Source organism: Bacillus sp. AFS037270, from assembly GCF_002585305.1.
In genome coordinates, this window is the sequence record NZ_NUNF01000055.1 from 15,528 (window position 1) to 40,637 (window position 25,110).

19 protein-coding genes are annotated in these 25,110 nt (G+C 39.3%); 2 read left to right on the top strand and 17 right to left on the bottom strand.

The window, feature by feature from the left end:
- Positions 1-19: 19 nt before the first annotated feature.
- From ytaF to COD92_RS24080, 5 genes are all read right to left on the bottom strand, one after another.
- On the bottom strand, positions 20-655 hold the full coding sequence (gene ytaF / locus COD92_RS24060) for a sporulation membrane protein YtaF (RefSeq protein WP_098532759.1): 636 nt from the start codon (positions 653-655) through the stop codon (positions 20-22).
- 100 nt (positions 656-755) lie between these two features.
- Positions 756-1,583 carry a DNA-formamidopyrimidine glycosylase gene (mutM, locus tag COD92_RS24065; protein ID WP_098532760.1) on the bottom strand — a complete coding sequence of 276 codons (828 nt, stop codon included), beginning with the start codon at positions 1,581-1,583 and terminating at the stop codon, positions 756-758.
- 14 nt (positions 1,584-1,597) lie between these two features.
- Complete coding sequence (gene polA / locus COD92_RS24070; RefSeq protein WP_098532762.1) at positions 1,598-4,234, bottom strand: DNA polymerase I; 2,637 nt, start codon at positions 4,232-4,234, stop codon at positions 1,598-1,600.
- Complete coding sequence (gene pnpS, locus COD92_RS24075; RefSeq protein WP_098532764.1) at positions 4,235-5,671, bottom strand: two-component system histidine kinase PnpS; 1,437 nt, start codon at positions 5,669-5,671, stop codon at positions 4,235-4,237.
- Positions 5,668-6,387: a response regulator transcription factor gene (locus COD92_RS24080; protein WP_098532766.1), complete on the bottom strand. Its 720-nt coding sequence runs from the start codon at positions 6,385-6,387 to the stop codon at positions 5,668-5,670. Before COD92_RS24080 ends, pnpS begins: the two co-directional genes overlap by 4 nt.
- Positions 6,388-6,583: 196 nt before the next feature.
- Between COD92_RS24080 and COD92_RS24085 the strand changes: the two genes are divergently transcribed.
- Positions 6,584-7,495 carry a nuclease-related domain-containing protein gene (locus tag COD92_RS24085; RefSeq protein WP_098532768.1) on the top strand — a complete coding sequence of 304 codons (912 nt, stop codon included), beginning with the start codon at positions 6,584-6,586 and terminating at the stop codon, positions 7,493-7,495.
- A 564-nt stretch (positions 7,496-8,059) separates the two neighbouring features.
- Here COD92_RS24085 and COD92_RS24095 read toward each other — a convergent pair.
- The 5 genes from COD92_RS24095 to COD92_RS24115 all read right to left on the bottom strand — a co-directional run bounded on the left by COD92_RS24095 (position 8,060) and on the right by COD92_RS24115 (position 13,136).
- Complete coding sequence (locus COD92_RS24095; RefSeq protein ID WP_098532772.1) at positions 8,060-8,536, bottom strand: MaoC/PaaZ C-terminal domain-containing protein; 477 nt, start codon at positions 8,534-8,536, stop codon at positions 8,060-8,062.
- Between the two features lie 85 nt (positions 8,537-8,621).
- On the bottom strand, positions 8,622-9,560 hold the full coding sequence (gene mdh, locus COD92_RS24100; RefSeq protein WP_098532774.1) for a malate dehydrogenase: 939 nt from the start codon (positions 9,558-9,560) through the stop codon (positions 8,622-8,624).
- Positions 9,561-9,705: 145 nt separating this feature from the next.
- On the bottom strand, positions 9,706-10,974 hold the full coding sequence (gene icd, locus COD92_RS24105) for an NADP-dependent isocitrate dehydrogenase (protein WP_098532776.1): 1,269 nt from the start codon (positions 10,972-10,974) through the stop codon (positions 9,706-9,708).
- Between the two features lie 144 nt (positions 10,975-11,118).
- On the bottom strand, positions 11,119-12,237 hold the full coding sequence (gene citZ, locus COD92_RS24110; RefSeq protein ID WP_098532778.1) for a citrate synthase: 1,119 nt from the start codon (positions 12,235-12,237) through the stop codon (positions 11,119-11,121).
- Between the two features lie 437 nt (positions 12,238-12,674).
- Entirely contained in the window at positions 12,675-13,136 is a 462-nt protein-coding gene (locus tag COD92_RS24115) for a DUF441 domain-containing protein (protein WP_098532780.1), read from the bottom strand.
- Positions 13,137-13,343: 207 nt separating this feature from the next.
- Between COD92_RS24115 and ytvI the strand changes: the two genes are divergently transcribed.
- Positions 13,344-14,459 carry a sporulation integral membrane protein YtvI gene (ytvI, locus tag COD92_RS24120; protein ID WP_098532782.1) on the top strand — a complete coding sequence of 372 codons (1,116 nt, stop codon included), beginning with the start codon at positions 13,344-13,346 and terminating at the stop codon, positions 14,457-14,459.
- 100 nt (positions 14,460-14,559) lie between these two features.
- On the opposite strand, the gene pyk is transcribed toward ytvI, so the two are convergent.
- The 7 genes from pyk to dnaE all read right to left on the bottom strand — a co-directional run bounded on the left by pyk (position 14,560) and on the right by dnaE (position 25,030).
- A complete protein-coding gene (gene pyk, locus COD92_RS24125; RefSeq protein ID WP_098532784.1) occupies positions 14,560-16,323 on the bottom strand; it encodes a pyruvate kinase in 1,764 nt (587 codons plus the stop codon).
- A gap of 40 nt (positions 16,324-16,363) precedes the next feature.
- A complete protein-coding gene (gene pfkA / locus COD92_RS24130) occupies positions 16,364-17,323 on the bottom strand; it encodes a 6-phosphofructokinase (protein ID WP_098532786.1) in 960 nt (319 codons plus the stop codon).
- A 304-nt stretch (positions 17,324-17,627) separates the two neighbouring features.
- On the bottom strand, positions 17,628-18,605 hold the full coding sequence (gene accA, locus COD92_RS24135) for an acetyl-CoA carboxylase carboxyl transferase subunit alpha (RefSeq protein WP_098532788.1): 978 nt from the start codon (positions 18,603-18,605) through the stop codon (positions 17,628-17,630).
- On the bottom strand, positions 18,599-19,507 hold the full coding sequence (accD, locus tag COD92_RS24140; protein WP_098532790.1) for an acetyl-CoA carboxylase, carboxyltransferase subunit beta: 909 nt from the start codon (positions 19,505-19,507) through the stop codon (positions 18,599-18,601). Before accD ends, accA begins: the two co-directional genes overlap by 7 nt.
- A 164-nt stretch (positions 19,508-19,671) precedes the next feature.
- Positions 19,672-20,298 (bottom strand): FadR/GntR family transcriptional regulator, encoded by a 627-nt coding sequence (locus COD92_RS24145; RefSeq protein ID WP_255286835.1) that lies wholly within the window; start codon positions 20,296-20,298, stop codon positions 19,672-19,674.
- 8 nt (positions 20,299-20,306) lie between these two features.
- Positions 20,307-21,545 (bottom strand): NADP-dependent malic enzyme, encoded by a 1,239-nt coding sequence (gene ystJ, locus COD92_RS24150; RefSeq protein WP_098532792.1) that lies wholly within the window; start codon positions 21,543-21,545, stop codon positions 20,307-20,309.
- 122 nt (positions 21,546-21,667) lie between these two features.
- Positions 21,668-25,030: a DNA polymerase III subunit alpha gene (gene dnaE / locus COD92_RS24155; protein WP_098532794.1), complete on the bottom strand. Its 3,363-nt coding sequence runs from the start codon at positions 25,028-25,030 to the stop codon at positions 21,668-21,670.
- Positions 25,031-25,110 lie beyond the last annotated feature (80 nt).

Below are 25,110 nucleotides of genomic sequence, written 5' to 3' on the forward strand. Positions count from 1 at the left end.
GCTTTATTCCTTTCTAAAGTTATAGCTTCATAACTCCGATTATTATTAGTAAGATGCCTGGTAAGAAGGTAAACTTTTGAATCCATTCAAATCTATGAAAAAATGTTCCACTTTTTATTCCCAACATCACAAAAAGGGAACTCATGATGGCTACAGTAAAGGCTAATGAAAAGGGGGAGTACCCAAGCATTGCTGCTCCAATCCCTGCTCCAAAAGCATCTAGAGATAATGCAAATCCAAGCATCAAGGCTTCAATTCCTGTAATCGTACCCGATTGGTCAAAATCGGCAGACATCGGTTTTTTTAGGATATTTATTGCTATTCCTAAAGAGCGTATTTCAAAATTTACTATGGTTTTTTCATGCTTTAGCAATTCTTTTTCTTTCTCAGGCCGGAAAAATTGATACAATACCCAGGCACCAAGGACGATTAAGATGATCCCTCCAAGGCTTGCCGTTAGTTTCGGTGATAGTATCTTTTCCAGACCATGTCCGATTGACACGGCTATCATTAATGAAACCGCCGAGCAGGTAGCTATAATTAAAACGGATTTAAGCGGCATAACCATTTGCCTCAACCCGTAGGTGAAGCCAACGCTAAAGCTGTCAAGGCTGAGAGCGAAAGCTAATATAAGAAGTGAGAATAACTGAACCATGATGTATAGGGCTCCTTCCTCCGAAATCACTACGATAGTATATGGCAGGAGCCCATCCAATGTGTTTTGTTATTCTCTTCTCAAAAACGCTGCGTCTGTTCTAAATTCTCTGGCAGTTCGGACAATAGTGTGTTCCCCGACCGCCAACAGTGGTTTTCTCTAGGGGTGTTCCGCATTTTTTACACGCTTCCCCTTTTCGTCCATATGCGTATAAGTCCAGTTGAAACATACCAATTTGGCCTTGAGAGTTTACATATGAACGAATCGTACTGCCGCCTTTTGTAACCGCCTCACTTAAGGTCGCAACAATCTCATCATGTAATACTGATATTTCCTCTTCATTGAGTGTGCTTGCAATCCGCTCAGGATGAATACCTGAACGAAATAGAGCCTCATCAACATAGATATTTCCAAGACCAACAAACAATTTTTGGTCTAATAAGGCTGTTTTAATTCTGCGATTAGTCTTTTTTAATTTTTCAGCTAAGTATTCCTTTGTAAACTCCTCCGAAAATGGTTCAGGACCAAGTTCCAACAATGGAGGCTGTACGAATTCTTCGCCCTTTTTATAGAGATGCATCGTCCCAAATTTGCGCACATCGCGATATCTTAGCTCGGTATCATCAGTAAAATGAAAAATCACATGTGTGTGCTTATCAAAAGGCTCTTCTTTTGGATAGAGACCATATTTGCCCTCCATTCGTAAATGAGACACCAACGCAAATTGATCTGTATAAATAATTAAAAATTTCCCTCTTCGGCCTACATCCACGATTGTTTCTCCTTTTAAGGCATCAATAAATTGCTCCACCTCAACAGGATTTTTAATGATTTTAGGCCAATAGACAGTAATGTTGGCAATTTCCTTATGAAGGACAAGTTGTTTTAATGTTTTTCTAACGGTTTCTACTTCAGGAAGCTCCGGCAATTTAGGTCCTCCTTTTATTTAGCATCAAACCAGGTTGGACCATAGGCATAGTCAACCTTCAAAGGCACTTTTAATTCAAGCGCATTTTCCATGACATCAGGAACTAATTTCTTCAAGGTTTCAATCTCCTCCTCAGGAGCTTCAAAGATTAATTCATCATGGACCTGGAGTAAAAGCCGTGTTTGAAGGCCTTTATCCTTTAAGGCCTCATCCATATCGATCATCGCTTTTTTGATAATGTCAGCGGCGGTTCCTTGGATTGGAGTGTTCATCGCTGTTCTTTCGGCAAAGCTTCGTAAATTAAAATTCCGGGCAGTAATTTCAGGAAGGTACCTTCTTCTTTGCATTAAAGTGGTCACATACCCTTTTTGTCGGGCAGAGTGAATAATATCATCCATATATTCCTTAACACCTGGATACGTATGAAGATAACGGTCAATAAACTGTCCTGCTTCTTTCCTTGTGATCCCTAAGGATTGCGAAAGTCCATAATCACTGATTCCATAGACAATTCCAAAGTTTACAGCCTTTGCCTGTCTTCTCATATTAGAGGTTACCTCATCTTCTTCAACATGAAATACCTCCATCGCTGTTTTCGTATGGATATCCATATCGTGCTTAAAAGCATCAATTAGCTTTTCATCACCGGCTATATGGGCAAGCACTCGTAATTCAATCTGCGAATAGTCTGCTGCAAAAATAACCCAGCCCTTTTCGGAAGGAACAAATGCTTGACGAATTTTCCGCCCTTCCTCAAGACGAATCGGGATATTTTGCAGGTTCGGATCGATCGAGCTTAAACGGCCTGTTGCTGTTAACGTTTGCTGGTATCTTGTATGGACCTTTTCCGTTTTTGGGTTAATCACTTTGAGCAGTCCCTCAATATAAGTGGATTGAAGCTTCCCGAGCTGGCGATATAAAAGGATATACTGTATGATTTCATGATCCTCTGCTAATTTCTCTAACACATCGGCTGATGTTGAGTGACCGGTCTTTGTTTTCTTATAGGAATACAAGCCTAATTTTTCAAAAAGGATCACACCCAATTGTTTAGGGGAATTAATATTAAACTTTTCACCAGCTAACTCACATATCTTCTCCTCAATTTCAATGAGCCTCTCTGTGAGCTCTTTCCCCATCATCTGCAGCCGGTCCTGCTCTACCCTAATCCCGCAAGATTCCATGTCCGCTAAAATTAACGATAAAGGCATTTCTAATTCCTCGAATAATTCGTATTGTTCATTTTCCCTTAATTCATCTTCGAGTTTGTCTCTTAGATCTGACATGGCGAGGCTTTTTCGAACAAGATGTTCGGCAAGTTTTGCAGTTTCAGGAACCTTCCGTTTCGCCCCTTTTCCATAAAAAGATTCGTCTGATTGAATATTAAGGATTTGATACCTTTTGGCAATCGCGGCTAAATCTTCAATATTTTCCGATGGGTTAACCAAATATGCTGCCATAAGAATATCAAAATCAGTTCCTTTTAAATGGATGTCATATCTTCGCAAAGAAACCTCAGAGCGCTTGGCATCATAAACAATTTTCTTTTTCTGTTCATCCTCCGCCCACTTTTTAAAGACGTCTGATTTTAACGCCAGATCTGTCGGCAAGTAATAATACCCTGTTTCATTCACAATTGAAAAACCAATAATATCGGCATAATGATAATTATCATCAAGCATTTCAACATAGAAATAATTGTGATCAGTAAAGAGATCTTCCGTAATATCTTCTGGAATCACGTAGTCGATATCTTCGAGCACATGTTCCACTGTTTCGATTGGTTCATCCCCGAGCTTTTCAAGTAAAGAGTTGAAGCCTAATTCTTTAAATAAGCTGATTAGTTTTTCTCTTGTATAGCCTTCATAAGCAATCGTATCTAAATCCACTTCTACCGGCGCTTGCCGTTCAATAGTCGCAAGTTCTTTGCTCATTATAGCTTGTTCCTTAAATTCAGCTAATTTTTCCTTCAGCTTGTTCCCACTTACCTGGTCAATGGAATCTAATAAGTTCTCCAAGGTAGAAAATTCTTTAAGAAGCTTAATGGCGGTCTTTTCACCTACTCCCGGAACTCCAGGGATATTATCAGATGCATCTCCCATCAAGCCTTTCATATCAATTATTTGCTCCGGAATCAGGCCGTATTTATCTGCGACATGCTCAGGTGTGTATTCCTCAATATCTGTTATTCCTTTTCTGGTAATGCCGACAGTGGTAATTGGCGAGGATAACTGTGTTAAGTCTTTATCACCGGAGATGACTTTTACCTCAAAGCCATCCTTTTCAGCGGTCAACGAAAGCGTACCTATAATATCATCTGCTTCATAATTTTCGAGCTCATACCTTGAAATACCGTAGGCATCCAAAAGCTCACGAATGAACGGGAACTGCTCTGACAGCTCAGGCGGTGTTTTTTGCCGGCCGCCTTTGTACTCGCCAAAGGTTTTATGCCGAAACGTCGTTTTACCTGCATCGAAGGCAACCAGCATATGAGTCGGCTTTTCATCCTCCAATATTTTCATCAACATCATTGTAAAACCATAAACCGCATTTGTATGTATTCCTTTATCATTATTAAGTAATGGGAGCGCAAAAAAGGCGCGATAAGCAATACTATTCCCATCAATCAGCACAAGCTTTTTCTTATCCATTTAACCTTCACCATCCTTCAAAATCACTTCTTTTGGCAGTTCAATGATAAATTCACTGCCTTCACCCAATTTACTCTTCACACTTATGCTCCCGTGATGGGCTTCCATTAAATGTTTCACAATAGCTAAGCCGAGGCCTGTACCACCAGAGTTTCGACTTCTCGCTCGGTCGACCCGGTAAAATCGTTCAAAAATTCGGGGAATATCTTCTTTACTAATGCCCACTCCAGTATCTTTTACAGAAATACGCACCTTTCCATCACTGTCAAGCAGGTTTATACTAACCACCCCATCAGCCGGTGTATACGTAATCGCATTATTGATTAGATTGATAAACACCTGCTTTAAGCGATCTAAATCCCCTTTTATTCGGACTTGGTTCAGTTTACAGTGAAACTCGAACTGAATATTTTTCGTATTAGCTTTCCCCTCCAAAAGTTTTAGGACATCTTTAAGGAGCGAATATAAATCAATCGACTGAATATTTAACTGAAAGCCTTGCTGCTCAATTTTTGAAAGCTCCAAAAGGTCTTGAATCAGTGACTGCAGCCGGTCGCTTTCTTTTAATATAATTGAGAGGAACGATTGAAGCGTTTCTTTGTTATTCATCGCACCATCTAGGAGGGTTTCGGTAAAACCCTTTATCGAGGTGACTGGAGTTTTTAATTCGTGAGAAACATTGGCAACAAAATCCTTACGCATTTGTTCCAGTTTTTTGATTTCGGATATATCGTGAAATACGAGCAATACACCCTTCCAGACATTGTTAGCACCGATGATTGGAACACCATAAACGATAAAATATTTTCTTTCTATCTGCATAGGTAAATGTAATTGCTTACTTACCTTTTGTTCCGTACGAAATACCTCCGCAATAAGCTGACAAATCTCTTCATATTCAACAACTTCATAATATTGTTTATTTAGATACTCACTCGGATTGATATGAAAAATATCAATATAGCCCTTGTTGATTAAATTAATATACCCTCTGCTGTCAATTAGGATTAAACCAGCTCCCATATTTTCAATTAGAGCGCTCAAGCGGTCCTGCTGTATATCTCGAACTTTGGTGAGTTCCTGTAGATTTTCTGCCAGCATGTTAATTGAAGAACCTAACATTCCGGTATCATTTAACCTATTCACTGTTGTACGGGCACGATAATTACCATGCGCAAGTTCAATTGCCACTTCGGTTGCCGCTTTAATCGGCTTTGTGTACCTTGTGGTAATCCTGATTCCAAGAATCACAGTGACAATTATTGCAGTCCCGAAACCAGCCGATAAAAGCCACCAGATTTCTACTTTTATTTTATCATTCAGCGTATCTAAAAAATTATATTTAAAAAATTGCCCAAGCAATATACCTAATCCAATTAAAACAACCACAAGTAAACTAATTAATGCAATGAAAGTCCTTGAGCGGAACTTGATCATTCTCCCTTAGGTCCCTCCAGTTTATAGCCCAAGCCGCGAATCGTTTTGATGTAGGCAGGCTTTTTTGTATCTTCTTCAATTTTTTCCCGAAGGTGTGAAATATGAACATCGACAATTCTAGTATCGCCTGCAAAGTCATAATTCCAAACAGCACTTAGCAATTGATCCCTGGTCAATACACGTCCTTTATTTTGTCCAAGATAAAGGAGCAATTCAAATTCCTTCAAGGTTAATTCCAATTGATTTTCTTGGAAAAAGGCTTCATATTTTCCTGGGTAGATCGTTAATTTTCCAATCTGAATCTGCTCTTCTGTTTGATCATTGTCTACGGCTGCTGTTTCTGTTTGGATTTGTGTTCTTCTTAAAATGGCTTTGACGCGGGCGATGACCTCCCGCGGACTAAAAGGCTTGACCATATAATCATCAGCACCAAGCTCGAGTCCTATAATTTTATCAAGCTCATCGTCTTTTGCAGTTAACATGAGGATTGGGGTCATAATATTTTGTTGACGCAGTTGTTTACAAACATCCATTCCATCTATGTTTGGCAGCATCAAGTCTAAGATAATAATATCAGGTGACTCCGATTCGGCTAATCGTTTTCCATCTGCCCCATCCATAGCTGTAACAACCTCAAACCCAGCCTGTTCTAAATTATATTGAAGTAAGGTCACGATTGATTGTTCATCATCGACAACTAGTACTTTATTTTTCATCAAATAACCCCCATTTTACTAGATACCCTCATTATATCTATAAGGAATGTCGATTATCTAGTTTTATGGGCCAAGATCAATATTTGTTAAATAAGACCGTTTTCATGTAAAAAAGTTTACAAAGAATTCACAATTCTCGCTGGTTTCGCCATTTTTGTTATTTACAATAGTATTTGTAAAAGAAAGGTTGTGTAATATGGCATATAAACCACGTTCGGTACCCGAAGATTTAAAGGCTCTTAGAATCTTAAATAATCGAATGGATTTAACATCGGAACAGCAAAAGTATTATCTATATAAAGAGAAAGGTTTTGAAGGGGAGGTCCAGTTTGATTTATTAACAGAGCAACTGCAAAGTGATTGCTTAATTTTAAATGATTTGAATCTTGAAATTAATAACACATCGTTTCAGCTTGATACTTCAATTATTTTTCAAGAAACTTTTTATTTCTTTGAGGTTAAAAATTATGAAGGCGATTATTGTTATCGGGAGGAACGATTCGAAACGAATTTTGGAAAGATTATTAAAAACCCTCTTGACCAGATAAAAAGGAGCAACTCCTTACTCCTCCAATTATTCCAAAACCTTGGCTTTTCCCAATCTATTGATGCCTGTGTTGTATTTGTAAACCCAGAGTTTTTCTTGTATCAAGCTCCAATGGATAAGCCCATTTTCTATCCACCACAGTTAAAACAGCTTATGAGAAAACTAGATAATGAGCCATCTAAATTAACGTATCGGCATAAAAAGATTGCTGATAAACTCATTTCATTGCATCAAGTTAAATCCCCTTATTCCAATTTGAATATCCCAGCTTATAATTACAATCAATTACGTAGAGATATAACATGTTCTGTTTGTCATTCATTTTCGTGTTCTGTTTCTAGTGGAATTGTTGTTTGTGATGATTGCGGGCATGTAGAGAGTGTGGAATCTGCTGTTTTACGGTGTGTAGAGGAGATTCGGTTATTATTTCCGAGTATGAGGATTACTACAAATGGTGTATTTGAGTGGTGTGGAATAATTGATTCAAGAAAGAGCATTCGACGGATACTTAAAAAGAACTTTAAATCAATAGGGGACAGAAATTTACGATATTTTGAGTAAAGATCTTAGAGCAACATAAATGAGGTTACTAGCGCATTGATCTTAGAGGCTACATACCTTCCTTGTTGAGCAATTAGAATACATTCATTTACCCTACAGGCCCTTATTCTGAAAAGAAGGTCAATGATATTTTTTTCATTGACCTTTTTATCCTTTTTACCTATCTGTCGGTCAATGAAACCCTTCTTCTTTTCCCCTTTGGGCCTCTTTTTCTCCTTGACGGTCAATGAACCCCTCTTTCTTTTCCCCTAGAGGCCCCTTTTTCTTCCTGTCGGTCAATGAAACCCTCTTTCTTTTCCCCTATAGGCCTCTTTTTCTCCTCGGCGGTCAATGAAACCCTCTTTCTTTTCCCCCATCGCCCTCTTTTTCTTCCTGTCGGTCAATGAAACCCTTCTTCTTTTCCCCTTTGGCCTCTTTTTCTCCCTGACGGTCAATGAAACCCTCTTTCTTTTCCCTTAGAGGCCTCTTTTTCTCCTCGGCGGTCAATGGAACCTTCTTTCTTTGATCGCAATTACCTCTTTTCTTTTAAGACCGTCCATGAAGAAATTTGTCCATAACTCAAATTCAAAAATTATCCAAAGCCTTCCCATGGATATCCTCTAGCCGATGCGGCGGGCACACCTTTAACATCCCATCAATCACCGTTACATTTGCTTCATTTACACCAACGACACGAATATCCACTACATGCTCTGATCGTTTCACCGCAACCACCTCAAATAGAAACTCAACAGTCCCATAATGATAAACAGGCTTAAGAAACTCGATTTCCTGCTTTAAAATATAGCTGCCTGGTCCTGGCAGATATTTTGATACGGCGGAAGTAATAATACCTGTTAGCATGATACTTGGGACGATCGGCTTTTCAAAAGGAGTTTGGGTAGCATAATCATGCTGTATATAAAGTGGATTTGCATCATCAGTCAGTCCAAGGAATAATAGGAGATCCTTGTCTTCAATTTTTTCCGTTAATGACAACTTTTCACCAACACTAATCTCTTCAATTCTTCGGCCTAGCTTTCTTTTTTTTCCTAATAACATCAAAATACGCCCCTTTGTGCAAACGGTTACATTAGTGATAGAAAAAATTCGGAGACCGCTTGTGATCCCCGAATCTAAAATATAATTAGACTAATACTTGCATTACATTTCGGACAGATTCGGCTGATTTGTCTAATGCGGCCTTCTCATCAGCAGTTAAATCTAGCTCGATTACCTTTTCAATCCCATTTGCACCAAGGATTGTTGGTACACCAAGATAAATCCCCTCATAGCCAAACTCGCCTTCTAGGTATGCAATGGATGGTAATACACGGCGTTGATCTTTAAGAATAGCTTCACACATTTCGACTAAAGAAGCAGCCGGTGCGTAGTAAGCACTTCCGTTACCTAAAAGATTTACGATTTCGCCGCCACCCTTTCTAGTACGTTCAACAATCGCATCTAAACGATCTTTAGAAATTAACGTTTCTAATGGAATACCGCCCGCATAGGAGTAGCGTACAAGCGGAACCATATCGTCGCCATGGCCGCCAAGAACGAAGCCTGTAACATCTTTAACAGAAACATTTAATTCTTGAGCAACAAATGTCCGGAAACGAGCTGTATCAAGAACGCCAGATTGGCCGATTACACGATTTTTAGGGAAACCAGATTCCTTGAATACAGTGTAAGTCATCGCGTCCACTGGGTTAGTTAAAACAACAATCGTACAGTTTGGAGAGTATTTTACGATCTCTTGTGTAACACTTTTCATCACTTTTTGGTTTGTTTGCACTAAATCATCACGGCTCATGCCTGGCTTACGTGCAATACCGGCTGTAATCACAACGATATCAGAATCACGTGTGTCCTCATAGTTAGATGTACCAGTGATGCTGGCATCAAAACCTTGTACAGGACTAGCTTCAAGCATATCTAATGCTTTACCTTTTGTAGGGTTTTCCATTGGAGCGATATCAACTAAAACAACATCTCCAAGTTCCTTTTGAGCTAGTAAAAAAGCAGTTGTCGCACCAGTAAAACCGCCGCCGATAACAGAAATCTTTTTACGTTTTAATGACATTTTAAGCTCTCCCCTTAAACGTATTAGTTTTTTTAAAACATATACATGCAGGCAGGGGCTGTTAATAACAGCCCCTGTTCCTGATAAAGCATTTAGAGAACAAAGGTCCTTTTAGACACTCATGTGCTTTGTGCAAGCAAGATGATTATTCCATGTTCTTAATAAGCTCATCACCAAACTCCGAAGTTTTTACTTCGGTTGCACCTTCCATTAAACGAGCAAAGTCATATGTTACCACTTTAGATGCAATTGTTTTTTCTACTGATTTAATTACCATAGTTGCCGCTTCATTCCAGCCTAAGTGCTCAAGCAGTAACACTCCTGATAAAATAACGGAGGATGGATTTACTTTATCTAGACCAGCATATTTAGGTGCAGTACCGTGTGTTGCTTCAAAGATTGCATGCCCTGTTTCATAGTTGATGTTAGCTCCTGGAGCAATTCCAATACCACCAACTTGAGCTGCTAGGGCATCAGAAATATAGTCACCATTTAAGTTTAATGTTGCAACAACATCGAACTCGCGTGGACGTGTAAGGATTTGTTGTAAGAAAATATCAGCGATCGCATCTTTCACGATGATTTTACCAGCAGCTTCAGCATCAGCTTGTGCTTTGTTCGCAGCGTCTGTGCCTTGTTCTGCTTTAATACGGTCATATTGTGACCAAGTGAACACTTTATCGCCGAATTCTTTTTCTGCAAGAGCATAGCCCCAGTTTTTAAATGCGCCTTCAGTGAATTTCATGATATTCCCTTTATGCACAAGTGTAACAGACTTACGTCCTTCTTTAATGGCATAGTTAATTGCCGCACGAACTAGACGATTTGTTCCTTCTTCAGAAACTGGCTTAATGCCAATACCTGAAGTTTCAGGGAATCTAATTTTGTTAACACCCATTTCATTTTGTAAGAAGTCGATTACCTTCTTTGCTGCTTCTGATCCTTTTTCATATTCAATACCAGCATAGATATCTTCAGTATTTTCACGGAAAATGACCATATCAGTATCTTCTGGACGCTTAACTGGTGAAGGAACGCCTTCAAACCATCTTACTGGACGTAAGCATACAAATAAATCTAACTCTTGACGTAGAGCAACGTTTAAAGAACGAATTCCTCCGCCAACAGGAGTAGTTAATGGACCTTTGATTGCAATTAAATATTCATTGATTACATCAAGTGTTTCTTTAGGAAGCCACTCACCGGTTTGGTTAAAAGCCTTTTCGCCAGCTAGAACTTCCTTCCAGATTAATTTACGCTCACCTTTATAGGCTTTTTCTACAGCTGCATTTAGAACTCTCTCGGAAGCAGCCCAAATATCAGGACCAATACCGTCCCCTTCGATAAATGGAATAATAGGATTGTTTGGTACATTTAATACGCCGTTTGTAACTGTAATTTTTTCGCCTTGCATTTGTAAGTCTCCCTCCTGGTATGTAAAAAACCTTAAACTTTGTTCGTGATGTATCAAAAGACTGAATCAAAGGTTAGAGAGATTAACCTCTAACCTTTATTAATTCAATACTATTGAATCAATTTTTTGAAAAAAAGTAAAATATTAACCTCTTTGCTCAATTGGCACATATTTTTGCATGCCTGGGCCTGTATATTCCGCACGTGGACGGATCAAACGGTTATTTTCATATTGTTCTAGGATATGAGCTAACCAGCCTGATACACGGCTTACAGCAAAGATTGGTGTCATTAAATCATGATCGATTCCTAAGCTATGGTATACAGAAGCTGAATAAAAATCAACGTTTGGCGGTAATTTCTTTTCACCTGTAACAATGGCTTCAATCTGAACAGACATATCATACCAGTGCGGTGCACCAGTTAGCTCTGTTAATTTTTTAGACATTTCTTTCAAGTGCTTGGCACGAGGATCACCTTTACGATATACCCTGTGGCCAAAGCCCATGATTTTTTCTTTGTTGGCAAGCTTGCCTCGAACGTATGGTTCTACGTTTTCGAGTGTGCTAATTTCAGTTAACATTTTCATTACCGCTTCGTTTGCACCGCCATGAAGAGGCCCTTTTAAAGCCCCAATAGCTGATGTGACACCTGAATAAACATCAGATAATGTCGCAACACATACGCGGGCAGTGAAGGTAGATGCATTCAATTCATGATCCGCGTGTAACACCAATGCCTTATTCATCGCTTCTACCGCAATTGGTTCAGGTTCTTTGCCGGTTAACATATATAAGAAGTTGGCTGCAAAGCTTAGATCTTTTCTTGGCGCCACTGGTTCAAGCCCTTTTCTAACACGTGCGAACGTAGTAACAATTGCCGGCATTTTCGCTTGGAGGCGAACTGCTTTGCGATAGTTGGCTTCATCGTCCATTAAGTCCGCTTCGTCATCATATAAACCTAATAATGAAACTGCTGAACGAAGGGCTGCCATTGGATGTACCTTCTCAATCGGATACATCTTAAAGTGCTGGATGACTTCATCTGGCAGTGCTGAGTTTTCAGCTAGCTGTGTTTTTAACTCTGCTAATTCTTCTGCATTTGGTAATCTTCGATGCCATAATAAATAAATGACCTCTTCAAAGCTGGCATTTACGGCTAAGTCATCAATGTCATAGCCAACATATGTCAGTGTGTCATCAATAATAGAGCTTATGGAAGATGTTGTAGCCACTACCCCTTCAAGACCGCGTGTTACTGTCATAGAAAAATCTCTCCTCACATTCTAAATTTCCCCATCTTTCTAAAAAAACCAAACTGCTGACATTTACTAATAGTCAGCTCATCATTACACTTATGCCTGATAAGACAGTTATATTTTCCTTAAGGCAAAAATACTTATTACAACTGAAAGCAATTATCAGTTTCAGCCTGAGTTAAAAGCTTGATATATAGTATTTGACTTAGTCAAGTGACGCCTATCTTTTTCTTTCTTTTTATGGACTGAGCGATTGCTCGGAATCAATCCAAGAAAGGTTTCTTTTTAAAAATCATTTAAAAAAAGACTTTAAAAGTAATTCACCATTTATATATAGTTTATGTAAATAAGGATACGCTTACAAGCCTATTATAAACAATTATCAGATTTTTGTGAATGGAAAGACACCGAAAAAAGCAAAAAAATATTATTTTACAAAAAATCTAGGTAAAAAAACCAAAAATTTTCATGGCGGTATAGGCGATCCCAGCACCAATCAGAGGCCCTACTGCTACACCCTTAAATATAGAAACAGACAGAATCGTACCTAGTACTAATGCGGTAGTGATCTGCGGGTCATCTGCCAACAGTTTGACGCCCCCCTTTGCAAGTAGTGCCACCAGCATCCCCGAAATAAGCGCAATCCAAGCATATGGTGACTTAAAGGATGAGGTTAAGTCTTTAAAGCCGATATCCCCGCTGGCAATTGGGGCCAGTACAGCAATAGTAATCAGCGTTACCCCCCAGTTAATTCCCTTAGACTGAATAAAGGAAAAGGATTTAGCCTCTAACCCCCCAGCCTTCAATAATAGCAAGACAACAATAGCAATCATCAAGGAACTATTTTTCGCAATTAATCCGATGACGAGTAAAAGCAAGAGGAATAATAATGACTCGCTTAGCATTGTTCACCAATCCTTTCCAAATTATCTTACCATACTATTTTTTCACAGCCTGGAATAGCCATCTGCCTTTTTTCTTTTTTATGATCTAGTGAAACTTTTTCTAAGTTGGTTCGTAATATTTTCAGAGAATAAATTTTCTGGAAAATTATGCAGTTTTGAACATAAAATGTTAAACTGAAGTTATTAATTACTATAGGAGGGCTGTTTTTGGAGCTTAAATATATATACCGGACCATACGATTATTACTCGTAGTTGGCGGTGTGTGTTTGGCGTTGTATCTGTTTTATTTTTTATCAAAAGTCACGTATCCATTTTTAATAGGTCTTATCATAGCCTTTCTGATTAATCCTTTAGTCGATCTGCTTGAGAAAAAGGCAAAAATGCCGCGCGTTCTTGCTGTCCTAATCTCATTAATCGTGATATTTGCTTTTTGTGCTGGTTTAATTACGCTTTTAGTCGCAGAGATTGTCTCTGGTGCTGCCTACTTGGCTACAGTGGTTCCAGAACATCTTGATACACTGATTAATTATTTAGAGGATTATTTTACAGCCCAAATTATCCCCTTATACAACCAATTAACAAGTGTATTCAATAAACTGGAAGCAGGCCAACAGGACACGATTATTGGTAATATTCAAAATGTAGGGGCAAAAATCGGCTCAACGGTTGGGACCTTTATTAAAAATCTATTCGGAAATATCCCTAATATCCTTTCTTGGTTTCCCAACGCTGCAACTGTCCTCATTTTCTCTTTATTAGCAACCTTCTTTATCAGCAAGGATTGGTATCATTTGTCTGCAATGGGCGGCAGGATACTTCCACAAAAAGCGAAAACAAGTGGTAAGACGGTTTTCGCCGACTTAAAAAAGGCGTTATTCGGTTTTATTAAAGCACAGCTTACTCTTATATCGATCACAACTGTCATTATTCTAATAGGTTTGCTCATCCTTAGAGTAGATTATGCTATTACCATAGCATTAGCAACAGGGATTGTTGATATTATTCCCTACTTGGGAACAGGGGCAGTCTTTGTACCATGGATTATTTATGCTTCCATTAACGGTGATATGGGGCTTGCCATTGGTTTAGGTGTTCTTTATATTATTGTCCTTGTACAGCGTCAGATCATGGAGCCAAAGATCCTATCATCGAGTATCGGCCTAGATCCGTTAGCAACTCTTATCGCCTTATTTGTTGGCTTTAAATTAATAGGATTTTTAGGATTAATTGTTGGACCAGTTACCCTTGTGATTATCAGCACACTTTATCGTGCAAATGTTTTCCATGATATCTGGGCGTTTATTAAAGGTCGTGAAATATGATATACCTAAGAGATCCAAGAAGATTATTAAAAAACGTCAGCACCAAATTAAATGGATGCTGACGTTTTTTTATTTGCTCAGTTAAAAAGTGCTTAAACGTTTATAGTACACTTGCATGACCGTTGTAGACGATTCCTCTTGTTGCATCAACGGTAATTTCCTGACCATCTTTAAATAACTCAAGGGCACGGTCCACTCCAACGATGACTGGAATGCTCAAGTTAAGGCCAACCACAGCAGCATGGCTGGTTAATCCACCTTCTTGAGTAATAAGTGCTGCACACTTTTCAATTGCAGGCATCATATCACGATCGGTTCCGATTGTAACAAGGATCGTTCCTGGCTTTACTTTATCCAATGCTTCCTTTGCATCATGTGCCACGACTACTTTACCAAAAGCAGAACGGCGTCCAATGCCTTGAGCCTTTGTAATGATGTCCCCAACCACATGAATCTTCATTAAGTTCGTTGTGCCTGCTTCTCCAACAGGTACGCCAGCAGTAATGACAACTAATTCACCATGTTTAACAAGACCGCTTTCTAGGCTTGATTCAACAGCAGTATCCAGCATTTCATCCGTAGTTGTTGAGGTTCTGCCTAGCTGTGAATAAACACCCCAAACCAATTGTAAACGACGAACTGTATGCTCATTAGCTGTCACCGCAACAATAGCTGCTTTTGGACGATATTTAGAAATCATTTTAGCCGTGTGACCGCTCTCTGTTGGTGTAATAATCGACTTAACCTCAAGATTTAAAGCGGTATGGGCTACAGATTGTCCAATTGCATCGGTAAGATTGTGCTCTGTGTCCTTACTGCGGCTTGATAAGATTTCTCTATGATCCAAAGCTTGTTCCGCTCTTGACGCAATGTTATGCATGGTTTGTACGGCTTCTACAGGGTATTGTCCTGCAGCTGTTTCACCAGATAACATAATGGCATCGGTACCATCAAAAATGGCATTTGCAACGTCACTCGCTTCTGCACGAGTTGGTCTAGGGTTACGCTGCATAGAATCAAGCATTTGCGTAGCTGTAATTACAGGTTTTCCTAGAGCATTACACTTCTTAATGAGCATTTTTTGCACTAGTGGTACTTCTTCAGCAGGAATTTCTACGCCAAGGTCTCCACGCGCAACCATTAAACCATCAGAAATTTCAAGAATTTCATCGATGTTATCTACGCCTTCTTGATTTTCAATTTTAGGGATGATATGAATGTTTGTTCCATTATTTTCTTCTAAAAGCTGACGAATTTCTAATACATCTTTAGCGCGGCGAACAAATGATGCTGCGATGAAATCAACACCCTGCTCAATCCCAAATAAAATATCTTGGGTGTCTTTTTCTGTTATCCCTGGTAAATTAACCGATACTCCAGGAACGTTTACACCTTTTTTATTCTTTAAGGTACCGCTATTTAAAATTTTAGTATAAATTTCTTTTTCAGCTTGATTGATTTCGATTACTTCAAGACCGATTAATCCATCGTCTAAAAGAATTCTTGAGCCTACATGTACATCTTCAATTAGTCCAGGGTATGTAACAGAAAATTTCTCAGTTGTACCTTCTACCTCTGTCATGGAAATAATGATATTCTTACCTGCTTCAAGCTCAATCGCTCCGTTTTGCATATTATTGGTACGGATTTCCGGCCCCTTTGTATCGAGCAGGATGGCTACGGTCTTTCCAGTTTGCTTTGAGGCTTCCCGGATATTTTTGATTCTTGCCCCATGTTCTTCAAAATCTCCATGAGAAAAATTTAATCGGGCAACATTCATACCCGAATTAATTAATTGAGTTAATTTTTCCACTGTTTCGCTTGCAGGTCCAATCGTACAAACGATTTTTGTTTTTCGTAGCATGCTTTTTTCCTCCTATTTTAGAAAAGACAACTTCAAATTCCTATATTGATAATTCCTTAGATAATCTAAATAAGTCAAGATCGAGCGTGTGTTTTTTCTCTAAGGCCTCAATAATATCGTAGTCAACAAGCTTATTATTTTCAATTCCTACGGCACGTCCGCCTTTTCCTTCAATTAGCAGTTCAACCGCGCGTGCGCCAAGCCTGCTGGCAAGCACCCTATCTGCTACGGTTGGTGAACCGCCGCGCTGGATATGACCTAGAACCGAGACTCTTGTATCAAATTCAGTGGTTTCTTTAAGCTGGCGGGCAAATTCGTAGCCACTGCATACGCCTTCTGCCACGACAATAATACTATGCTTTTTGCCGCGTTCATGTCCACTGCGCAGCCTTTCAGCCACTTCTCTCATATCATAATTTTCTTCGGGAATTAAAATGGTTTCCGCGCCGCCTGCAAGTCCAGCCCATAAAGCTATGTCACCGGCATTACGTCCCATTACTTCAATAACAAATGTTCTTTCATGGGATGTTGCTGTATCACGAATTTTATCAATCGCATCAATAACTGTATTAAGGGCCGTATCAAAGCCGATAGTTAATTCTGTTCCTGGGATATCATTATCTATCGTTCCAGGTACACCAACACATGGATATCCTTGCTCAGTTAAGGCTTTTGCGCCGCGGTAGGAACCGTCACCACCGATTACAACAAGTCCCTCAATCCCGTGAGCAAGAAGCTGCTCAATTCCTTTTTTTTGTACTTCTTTATTTGCAAATTCCGGTAGACGGGCAGACTGAAGCATTGTGCCTCCGCGGTGAATGATATCTCCTACAGAACCAAGCTCAAGTTTTTTTATATTCCCACTAACTAATCCTGCATAGCCGCCATAAATACCATAAACATCTACATTATGAAAAATTGCTTTACGGACAACAGCACGTATGGCTGGATTCATCCCCGGGGAATCTCCCCCACTTGTAAGTACGCCTATTTTTTTCATGTTTATCACCTCAGAAATAAATTTGAACCGTATGTACACTTTGTTAGTAAAAGAATTAATTAAGCCTACACTTCTTAGTACTTTATTATTATTAACATAAAATCCTCGAATATTTATAAAATAACATGAAGAAAACGCGTTAACAACCGATTCATATTAGTAATTATAATAGACGGAATAATTAGTAAACTGGTAGCGCTTTATATCCATTTGTAATCGTTATCTTTAACAATTTAAGGGATTTTTCGTGAAAAATCTGTGAACAACAAAATTAAAAAAACGTGCCCATGGAGAGCACGATTTTTTAATTTACACTAATGTAATCTTTCGCTACTGTGTATTCGCCAATCGTTCTAAACCGGTTATACCGGTCCGCTATTAATTCTTCTTCTGATAGTTTTAATAAGTCTGTTAGTGAAGCTTTCAGCATCTTTTCAATTTCCTCTGCCTGCTGTTTTACGTCCTTTTGAGCGCCACCTTTAATTTCTGGAATAATATCATCAATAATGCCCAGATCTTTTAGGTCAGGAGCGGTAATTCGCATTGTTTCAGCTGCATTTTTTGCAAGAGACGCATCCTTCCACAAAATAGCAGCTGCTCCTTCAGGAGAAATAACGGAGTAAGTTGAATTTTCGAGCATATAAATACGGTTGCCAACGCCAAGCGCTAAGGCACCGCCGCTGCCGCCCTCACCAATCACAACACAAATTACCGGGACCCGAAGACCCGCCATTTCAAACAGATTCCGAGCAATGGCTTCGCTTTGACCTCGTTCTTCAGCCGCTTTTCCTGGATAAGCTCCTTTTGTGTCAATAAAGCAAATAATCGGGCGATTAAATTTATCAGCCTGCTTCATTAATCGCAATGCTTTTCGGTAGCCTTCAGGATGAGGCATTCCAAAATTTCTGCGAATATTTTCTTTCGTATCTTTCCCGCGCTGATGACCAATCACTGTAACAGGTAATCCTTTAAACTTGGCAACACCGCCAACTATGGCCTCATCATCGGCAAAGGTCCGGTCACCATGGCACTCAAAAAAGCCGTCAAAGAGATACGAAATATAATCAAGTGTTGTTGGCCTGCTGGCTAGACGGGCTATTTGAACCCTGTCCCAAGGTTTAATATTTTCATATATATCCTGCTCAAGTTTTTCAAGCCGGGCCTCTAACTTTTTGATTTCCGTGCTTAAATCAACATCTGCTGTTTTAGTGAACTCTTTTATTTCAGCAATTTTCTTTCTTAACTCCACAATAGGGCGTTCGAATTCTAATTCTCCTACCAATCGAGTTCACCTCCAGATTGATGAATTTCTAATATGTTGGTAATTTGTTCTACCATTTCCAAACGAGGAATAATCGCATCTAACTGTCCATGCTTTAAGAGAAACTCAGCCGTCTGGAAGTCCTCAGGCAATTCCTCACGAATAGATTGTTCAATAACTCTTCGGCCTGCAAAGGCAATTAATGCTCCTGGTTCGGCAAAGTTATAATCCCCCAAGGAGGCAAAACTTGCAGAAACCCCCCCTGTTGTCGGGTGAGTCATAATTGAGATAATAAGGCCGCCATTATTACTAAATCTCTTTAAGGCAACACTTGTCTTGGCCATTTGCATCAAACTCAAAGCACCTTCTTGCATTCTCGCCCCGCCTGATGCTGTAAAGATAATAAATGGAAGTGACAGTTCATCTGCTTTTTCAATCGCTCGGGTTATTTTTTCACCAACGACTGAACCCATACTCCCCATTCGGAAAGAGGCATCCATAATAGCCAAGACAATTTTATTGCCGTTAACAGACCCCATGCCGGTTACAACCGCTTCATTTAGATTGCTTTTTTGCCGGTCTTTTTCAAGCTTTTCCAGATAGTCCGGAAAATTAAGTGGATTCTTTGAAATCATTTCCTCGTTTAATTCCACAAAACTTTCTTCGTCAATAAAACTATCGATCCGCTCTTTTGCTGTCATCTGAAAATGATAGCCGCAATGCAGGCATACCTTTGCGTTTTTGACTAATTCTTTTGTATACATAATTTTTTTACATGAAGGACACTTAGACATAATTCCTTCCGGCACGTCAATCTTAGCCGTTTCTGGAATAGTTGCATATTTTTTCTTTTTTGGTTGATTTTTTGTAAAAAGATCTTTAAGCGCCAAATTAAAACCTCCCTTGTGTAACGCGACTGCCATTGGCAAGATTCTCCAAATTACTGCTATTATAGAAGTCTTTCTATCCTGCCTTCACTTCATACCTATTGGATTCAAACGTGGTCAGACCAGTATTAGACTAAAAAATAGCCCTCCTAACAGGCTTGTATAACTTTCACTATAAAATAAACATAGTTCAAAATCTGTTAGTATTTGTCGGTAGAGTTTGACAAATTTCGAAGTTTTTTATACGCAGATAGTGTTTTTTCAAGATCCTTTTCGGCTAAAGCGATTGTTAATTTAAGATAATATTCCCGCTTAAAGGTCAGATGACTTTCTTCAAGTGAATGATAATACTCATTCAGGATAGACCACAATCGCAAGAATAAGTGGTTATCGGACAGTTCCATTATTCTCTGAAAAAATTCATCATCAGAGAAGTGTTCCGTTTTTTCAACCCAATCCTTAATCTTGTTTATTTCCTGATTATCCGCTTTTTGGAGTACTAAATGCAAGCAATCCATTTCAATATAGTTTTTGGTTTCAAACACATCACGTATAGCTTTTTGGTCCTGCAAAATAAAAGTGCTAAGGAGTTGAACCAGCTGATGACCGCGAAAATCTCTGATAAACGTTCCCTCGCCTCTTCTTGTCTCAATTAAACCAAGAAGCTCTAACGCTCTTAATGCTTCGCGAACGGAAGAGCGCCCGAAATTCAGGCGCTCCGACAATTCACGTTCAGATGGAATTTTATCACCGGTCTTGAGACCGTCAATCGTAATCATTTCTCTTAATTGCTTCACAATCTCTAAATAAACTTTGGAATTCGTCACTTACGAAATCACTCACTTTTACCAATGATTGCGAGCCTTTGTGTTCTTTCCTTTACGTCTTCCGGATCAACTTTAAGACGGGCTACACCTGTTTCCATAGCTGCCTTGGCCACTGCAGCAGCAACATTTGGTGCTACTCTTGGGTCAAAAGGTGCTGGGATGACATAGTCTGCATGTAGTTCATCTTCGTTAATTAGACCGGCAATAGCCTCTACTGCTGCTACCTTCATTTTTTCATTAATATGTGTCGCCCGAACATCAAGGGCTCCACGGAAAATCCCAGGGAATGCTAGGACATTGTTTACTTGGTTCGGAAAGTCAGAGCGACCTGTTCCGACAACTTTCGCCCCTGCTGCTTTAGCTTCTTCCGGCATAATCTCTGGATCAGGATTCGCCATGGCAAAAATAATTGAGTCTTGGTTCATCGAAGCAACCATTTCCTTGGTCAGTGCTCCGGCAACCGATACACCAATAAAGACATCTGCACCTTTAATGACATCGGCGAGACTTCCTTGTTGATTATCTCGGTTGGTAAATTTCGCTACTTCTGCTTTGACTGAGTTCATCCCATGCGGACGGCCTTCATAAATCGCGCCTTTTGTATCACACATGATGATGTCTCTAACTCCGTAGCTATATAACAACTTGATAATTGCAATTCCAGCAGCTCCTGCCCCACTTGCAACTACCTTAATTTCAGTTATTTTCTTTCCAATAAGTTTAAGGGCATTGACTAGTCCTGCTACCGTAACAATCGCTGTACCATGCTGGTCATCATGAAAAATAGGAATATTGGCTTCCCTTTTCAATCTTTCCTCGATCACAAAACAGTTTGGAGCTGCAATATCTTCGAGATTCACTCCTCCGAAGGTTGGTTCCAACAACTTAACGGTTTCAACAATTTTATCCACATCTGTTGTGTTTAAACAGATTGGAAAAGCATCCACACCGGCAAAGCTTTTGAAAAGAACGGCTTTGCCCTCCATAACTGGAAGAGCAGCTTCAGGTCCAATATTGCCAAGTCCTAAAACAGCAGTACCGTCGGAAACTACGGCAACCATATTTCCTTTCATGGTATAATCATAGACAGTTTCAGGTTTTTCATAGATGTCCTTACATGGCTCCGCCACACCAGGTGAATAGGCTAAACTTAAATCATGAGCATTTCGAACTGGAACCTTTGATTTTGACTCTAATTTCCCCTTATGAATTCGATGCATATGTAATGCTTCTTCACGTAAAGTCAAGAACTGTCACCCCTAAAATATATATATAAAATATCAATACCCAATAATTAATTGCCTGCTGTAGTGGTCAGACCACACTCGTCTCTTTATCACTATAACATATCTAGGAAAGTTGTAAAGAATTATTCCTTTAGGACCACATTTTTTGAACCTAGAATGTTTCTTAGTTTCTCCATGAAATACGGTTCGGGTTTTACCCTGTATTCGTCACCTAACCTTATCGTTTTTCGTCTTTCTTCATAGTGAAGAACAACAGGGATGTTTCCTTTATTTTCTCTTAAAAGCTGATTTATTTTTTGCAGTGATGCTTCCTCACTTATGCCAGCCGAAATTTTTAAATATAAAACTGGTTGTTGCTTAAAATTGGTTGTTAGCCACTGTTCCATATCAAATACCTGCTGGATGATAAATTGGAGCATGTTCTCTCTTTCTTCAATTCTCCCCTCGAGAATGACAAAGCTGCCTTGTTTCAGTAATCCCTGAAACCTTTTAAAGACATTTGGAAACGCTACAGCCTCCATTTCACCGCTCGAATCACTTATTGTTAAAAAGGACATCGAATCTCCCTTTTTTGTACGAATCGATTTCATGGCCGAAATATAAACACCTGAAAAAGCCCTTTTCATTTCCGGGTTTAATTGAAATAACAGCGAGGCTCCGCTAGCTTTCAGCTTTTTTTCATAAATGGAAATGGGATGGTCAGAAAGGTAAAAACCAAGTGCTTCTTTCTCAAAAGTCAATTTATTCTCGAGACTAATGGGATCCACATGAACGTATTTCGGCTTCGGAATCATGTCATCATCAAATAAGGCAAATTGATCAGCGTCATCCGGTTTAAAGATTTGAGCATGTTCAATAGCAACGTCCAAGCTGGCTAAAAGAACAGCACGATCTTCGCCAAATTCATCAAAAGCACCGGAATGTACTAGAAATTCAAGTGTTTTTCGGTTAACTGCTTTAGAAGAAACTCTGATACAAAAATCAAATAAATCATCAAATCTCTTCCGCTTCCTGGCTTGAAATATCTCCTTTAAGGCAGCACCGCCGACATTTTTAATTGCCGCCAAACTATAGCGGATTCCACCTCTTTCAACCTGAAAGGAGTATTTGCTTTGATTAATCGATGGAGGGAGGACCTGGATCTCCTTTTGCCTCGTTTCCATGATATATTGAGCAATTTTTGTATCATTTCCAATGGCTGAGGTAAGGAGCCCAGCCATAAAATGTGCAGGAAAATTTGCTTTTAAAAATGCCAGCTGATAGGCAATCATACTATAGGCGACCGCATGGCTCCTATTAAACCCATAATTTGCAAATCGGACAATTAAATCATATATTTCATTCGCCAGTTCTTCCGTATATCCTTTTTTTATTGCTCCTTGAACAAAGTGATAGCGCTCCTTGTCCAACACTTCTTTTTGTTTTTTTCCAACCGCTCTCCTCAAAAGATCCGCCTCACCGAGTGAAAAACCGGCCATTTTAGAAGCAATCTGCATGATTTGCTCTTGGTATACAATAACCCCATATGTATTCTCTAAGATGGGCTCCAAATCAGGGTGGGGATAATCAACAGCCGCCCTACCATGTTTTCGGTCAATATAGAGAGGAATGTTTTCCATTGGCCCCGGGCGATACAAGGCATTTACTGCCACGATATCTTCAAATCGTGACGGCTTTAACCTCGTCAATACCTTCCTCATACCCTCCGATTCAAGCTGAAAGATCCCGGTGGTTTCACCTCGTGCAAGTAATTCAAAGGTGTTTGTGTCTACTAGCGGCACTTGCTTAATGTCAACCTTCTTTCCCGAATCTCGATAAATAGAAGATAAAATGGTTTCAATCAGTGAAAGATTTCGGAGACCGAGAAAGTCCATTTTTAGTAAGCCAATCTCCTCAAGGTGTTCCATTGAATATTGGGTTAAGTATACATTTCCCGATCCTCGTTGAATCGGGATTAACTCCACTAGCTGCTTCTCACTAAGGACTACACCGGCAGCATGTGTGGAAGTATGGCGAGGCAGCCCTTCAAGCTTGAGAGCTGTCTCAAAAAGCCTTTGATTTAGCGGCGTATCCTTCACAAACCTTCTTAATGATTCTGATTCTTTAAATGCGGCTTTTAAATCTATTCCTAAGCGAGCCGGAACCAATCTTGATAAATACTCCAACTCTTTTGTATTTAAGCCAAACGCTCTGCCGACATCCCTTAAAGCCGCTTTTGCAGCGAGTGTTCCAAACGTAACGATTTGGGCCACATGCATGTCCCCATATTTTTTTGCAACGTAATCGATAACCTCGTCACGGCGGTGATCAGGAAAGTCAATATCAATATCAGGCATTGATACCCGTTCTGGATTTAGAAAACGTTCAAATAATAGATTATGCTCAATGGGATCTACATCTGTGATATACAGTACATAAGCAACTAGCGAACCTGCCGCCGAGCCCCGTCCAGGTCCAGTTAAAATATTATGATCGCGGGCATATCTCATAAAATCCCAAACAATTAAAAAATAGTTGCTAAACTTCATTCGTTTAATTACGGCAAGTTCAAATTGCAATCGATCTAAATATTCCTCGCCCGGGTTGGGAAAGCGTTCATACAATCCTTTTTGGCACAGTTGATCAAGAAATTCCTCAGCAGGAACTCCATTATCGTTTGGAAATGTTGGTAAATATGTTTTCTTAAGTTCAATATTTACCGTACAACGTTCTGCAATTTTCAAGGAATTTTCCAAGACTTCTGGATGTTCTGAAAAGCTATCGACCATTTCCTTGGCACTCTTCAAATAAAACTGGTCGCTATCTAGTTTTACTCTATGCTCATCCTGGAGTTTATCACCATTTTTAATGGCTAATAAACATTCGTGCGCGAAAGTATCTTCTTTCTCTAAATAATGAACTCTGTTTGTGGCTACAAGCGGAATGTTTTCTTCCTTAGAAATGTCAAGAAACTGTTTGAATATCCTGATTTCACCTTCCAACTGATGCTGTTGAACCGATAAGAAAAAGCTGCCATTCCCGAATATGTAGTCGAGCTTACGGATTAACCTTCTTGCATAATCCTGATTTCCGCTCAAAAGTGATTGTTCAATTTCCCCTTCTAAACCTGGAGAAATCGCGATAAGCCCCTGTGCATAAGACTTCAGCCATTTAAACGGGATTCCATTTTTGGACTTTGTTTGAACAGCACTTGATATTTTTAATAGGTTTTTAAATCCTTCTTCTGTTTCGGCGAGTAAAACAAGTGGATAAGCAGCATTTTCCGACCTTTCACTTTCCACATCTACGGTTAAACCAATGATCGGTTTAAGGTTGTTTTTCTTACAAAGTTTATAAAATTCAATCGTCCCGTACATAACATTCCGATCGGTTAAGGCAAGGGCGCTAAATCCCTTACTTTTAGCATTTTCAATTAAATTTGGTATAGAGGCTGTACTTGTTAACAAGCTATAAGCACTATACACTTGGAGGTGAATAAAAGACATAATGTCACACCGTTTCTTAAAAAAATTTCATTAATTTAATTATAGAGCTTAATACGAAAAAAAGAAAATATGTTCTTATT

Bases quoted from the DNA above. Each gene is read 5' to 3' on its own strand.
- ytaF (WP_098532759.1), bottom strand. From the start codon at position 655: ATGGTTCAGTTATTCTCACTTCTTATATTAGCTTTCGCTCTCAGCCTT.
- polA (WP_098532762.1), bottom strand. From the start codon at position 4,234: ATGGATAAGAAAAAGCTTGTGCTGATTGATGGGAATAGTATTGCTTAT.
- pnpS (WP_098532764.1), bottom strand. From the start codon at position 5,671: ATGATCAAGTTCCGCTCAAGGACTTTCATTGCATTAATTAGTTTACTT.
- COD92_RS24080 (WP_098532766.1), bottom strand. From the start codon at position 6,387: ATGAAAAATAAAGTACTAGTTGTCGATGATGAACAATCAATCGTGACC.
- COD92_RS24085 (WP_098532768.1), top strand. From the start codon at position 6,584: ATGGCATATAAACCACGTTCGGTACCCGAAGATTTAAAGGCTCTTAGA.
- COD92_RS24095 (WP_098532772.1), bottom strand. From the start codon at position 8,536: ATGTTATTAGGAAAAAAAAGAAAGCTAGGCCGAAGAATTGAAGAGATT.
- mdh (WP_098532774.1), bottom strand. From the start codon at position 9,560: ATGTCATTAAAACGTAAAAAGATTTCTGTTATCGGCGGCGGTTTTACT.
- icd (WP_098532776.1), bottom strand. From the start codon at position 10,974: ATGCAAGGCGAAAAAATTACAGTTACAAACGGCGTATTAAATGTACCA.
- citZ (WP_098532778.1), bottom strand. From the start codon at position 12,237: ATGACAGTAACACGCGGTCTTGAAGGGGTAGTGGCTACAACATCTTCC.
- COD92_RS24115 (WP_098532780.1), bottom strand. From the start codon at position 13,136: ATGCTAAGCGAGTCATTATTATTCCTCTTGCTTTTACTCGTCATCGGA.
- pyk (WP_098532784.1), bottom strand. From the start codon at position 16,323: ATGCTACGAAAAACAAAAATCGTTTGTACGATTGGACCTGCAAGCGAA.
- pfkA (WP_098532786.1), bottom strand. From the start codon at position 17,323: ATGAAAAAAATAGGCGTACTTACAAGTGGGGGAGATTCCCCGGGGATG.
- accD (WP_098532790.1), bottom strand. From the start codon at position 19,507: ATGGCAGTCGCGTTACACAAGGGAGGTTTTAATTTGGCGCTTAAAGAT.
- dnaE (WP_098532794.1), bottom strand. From the start codon at position 25,030: ATGTCTTTTATTCACCTCCAAGTGTATAGTGCTTATAGCTTGTTAACA.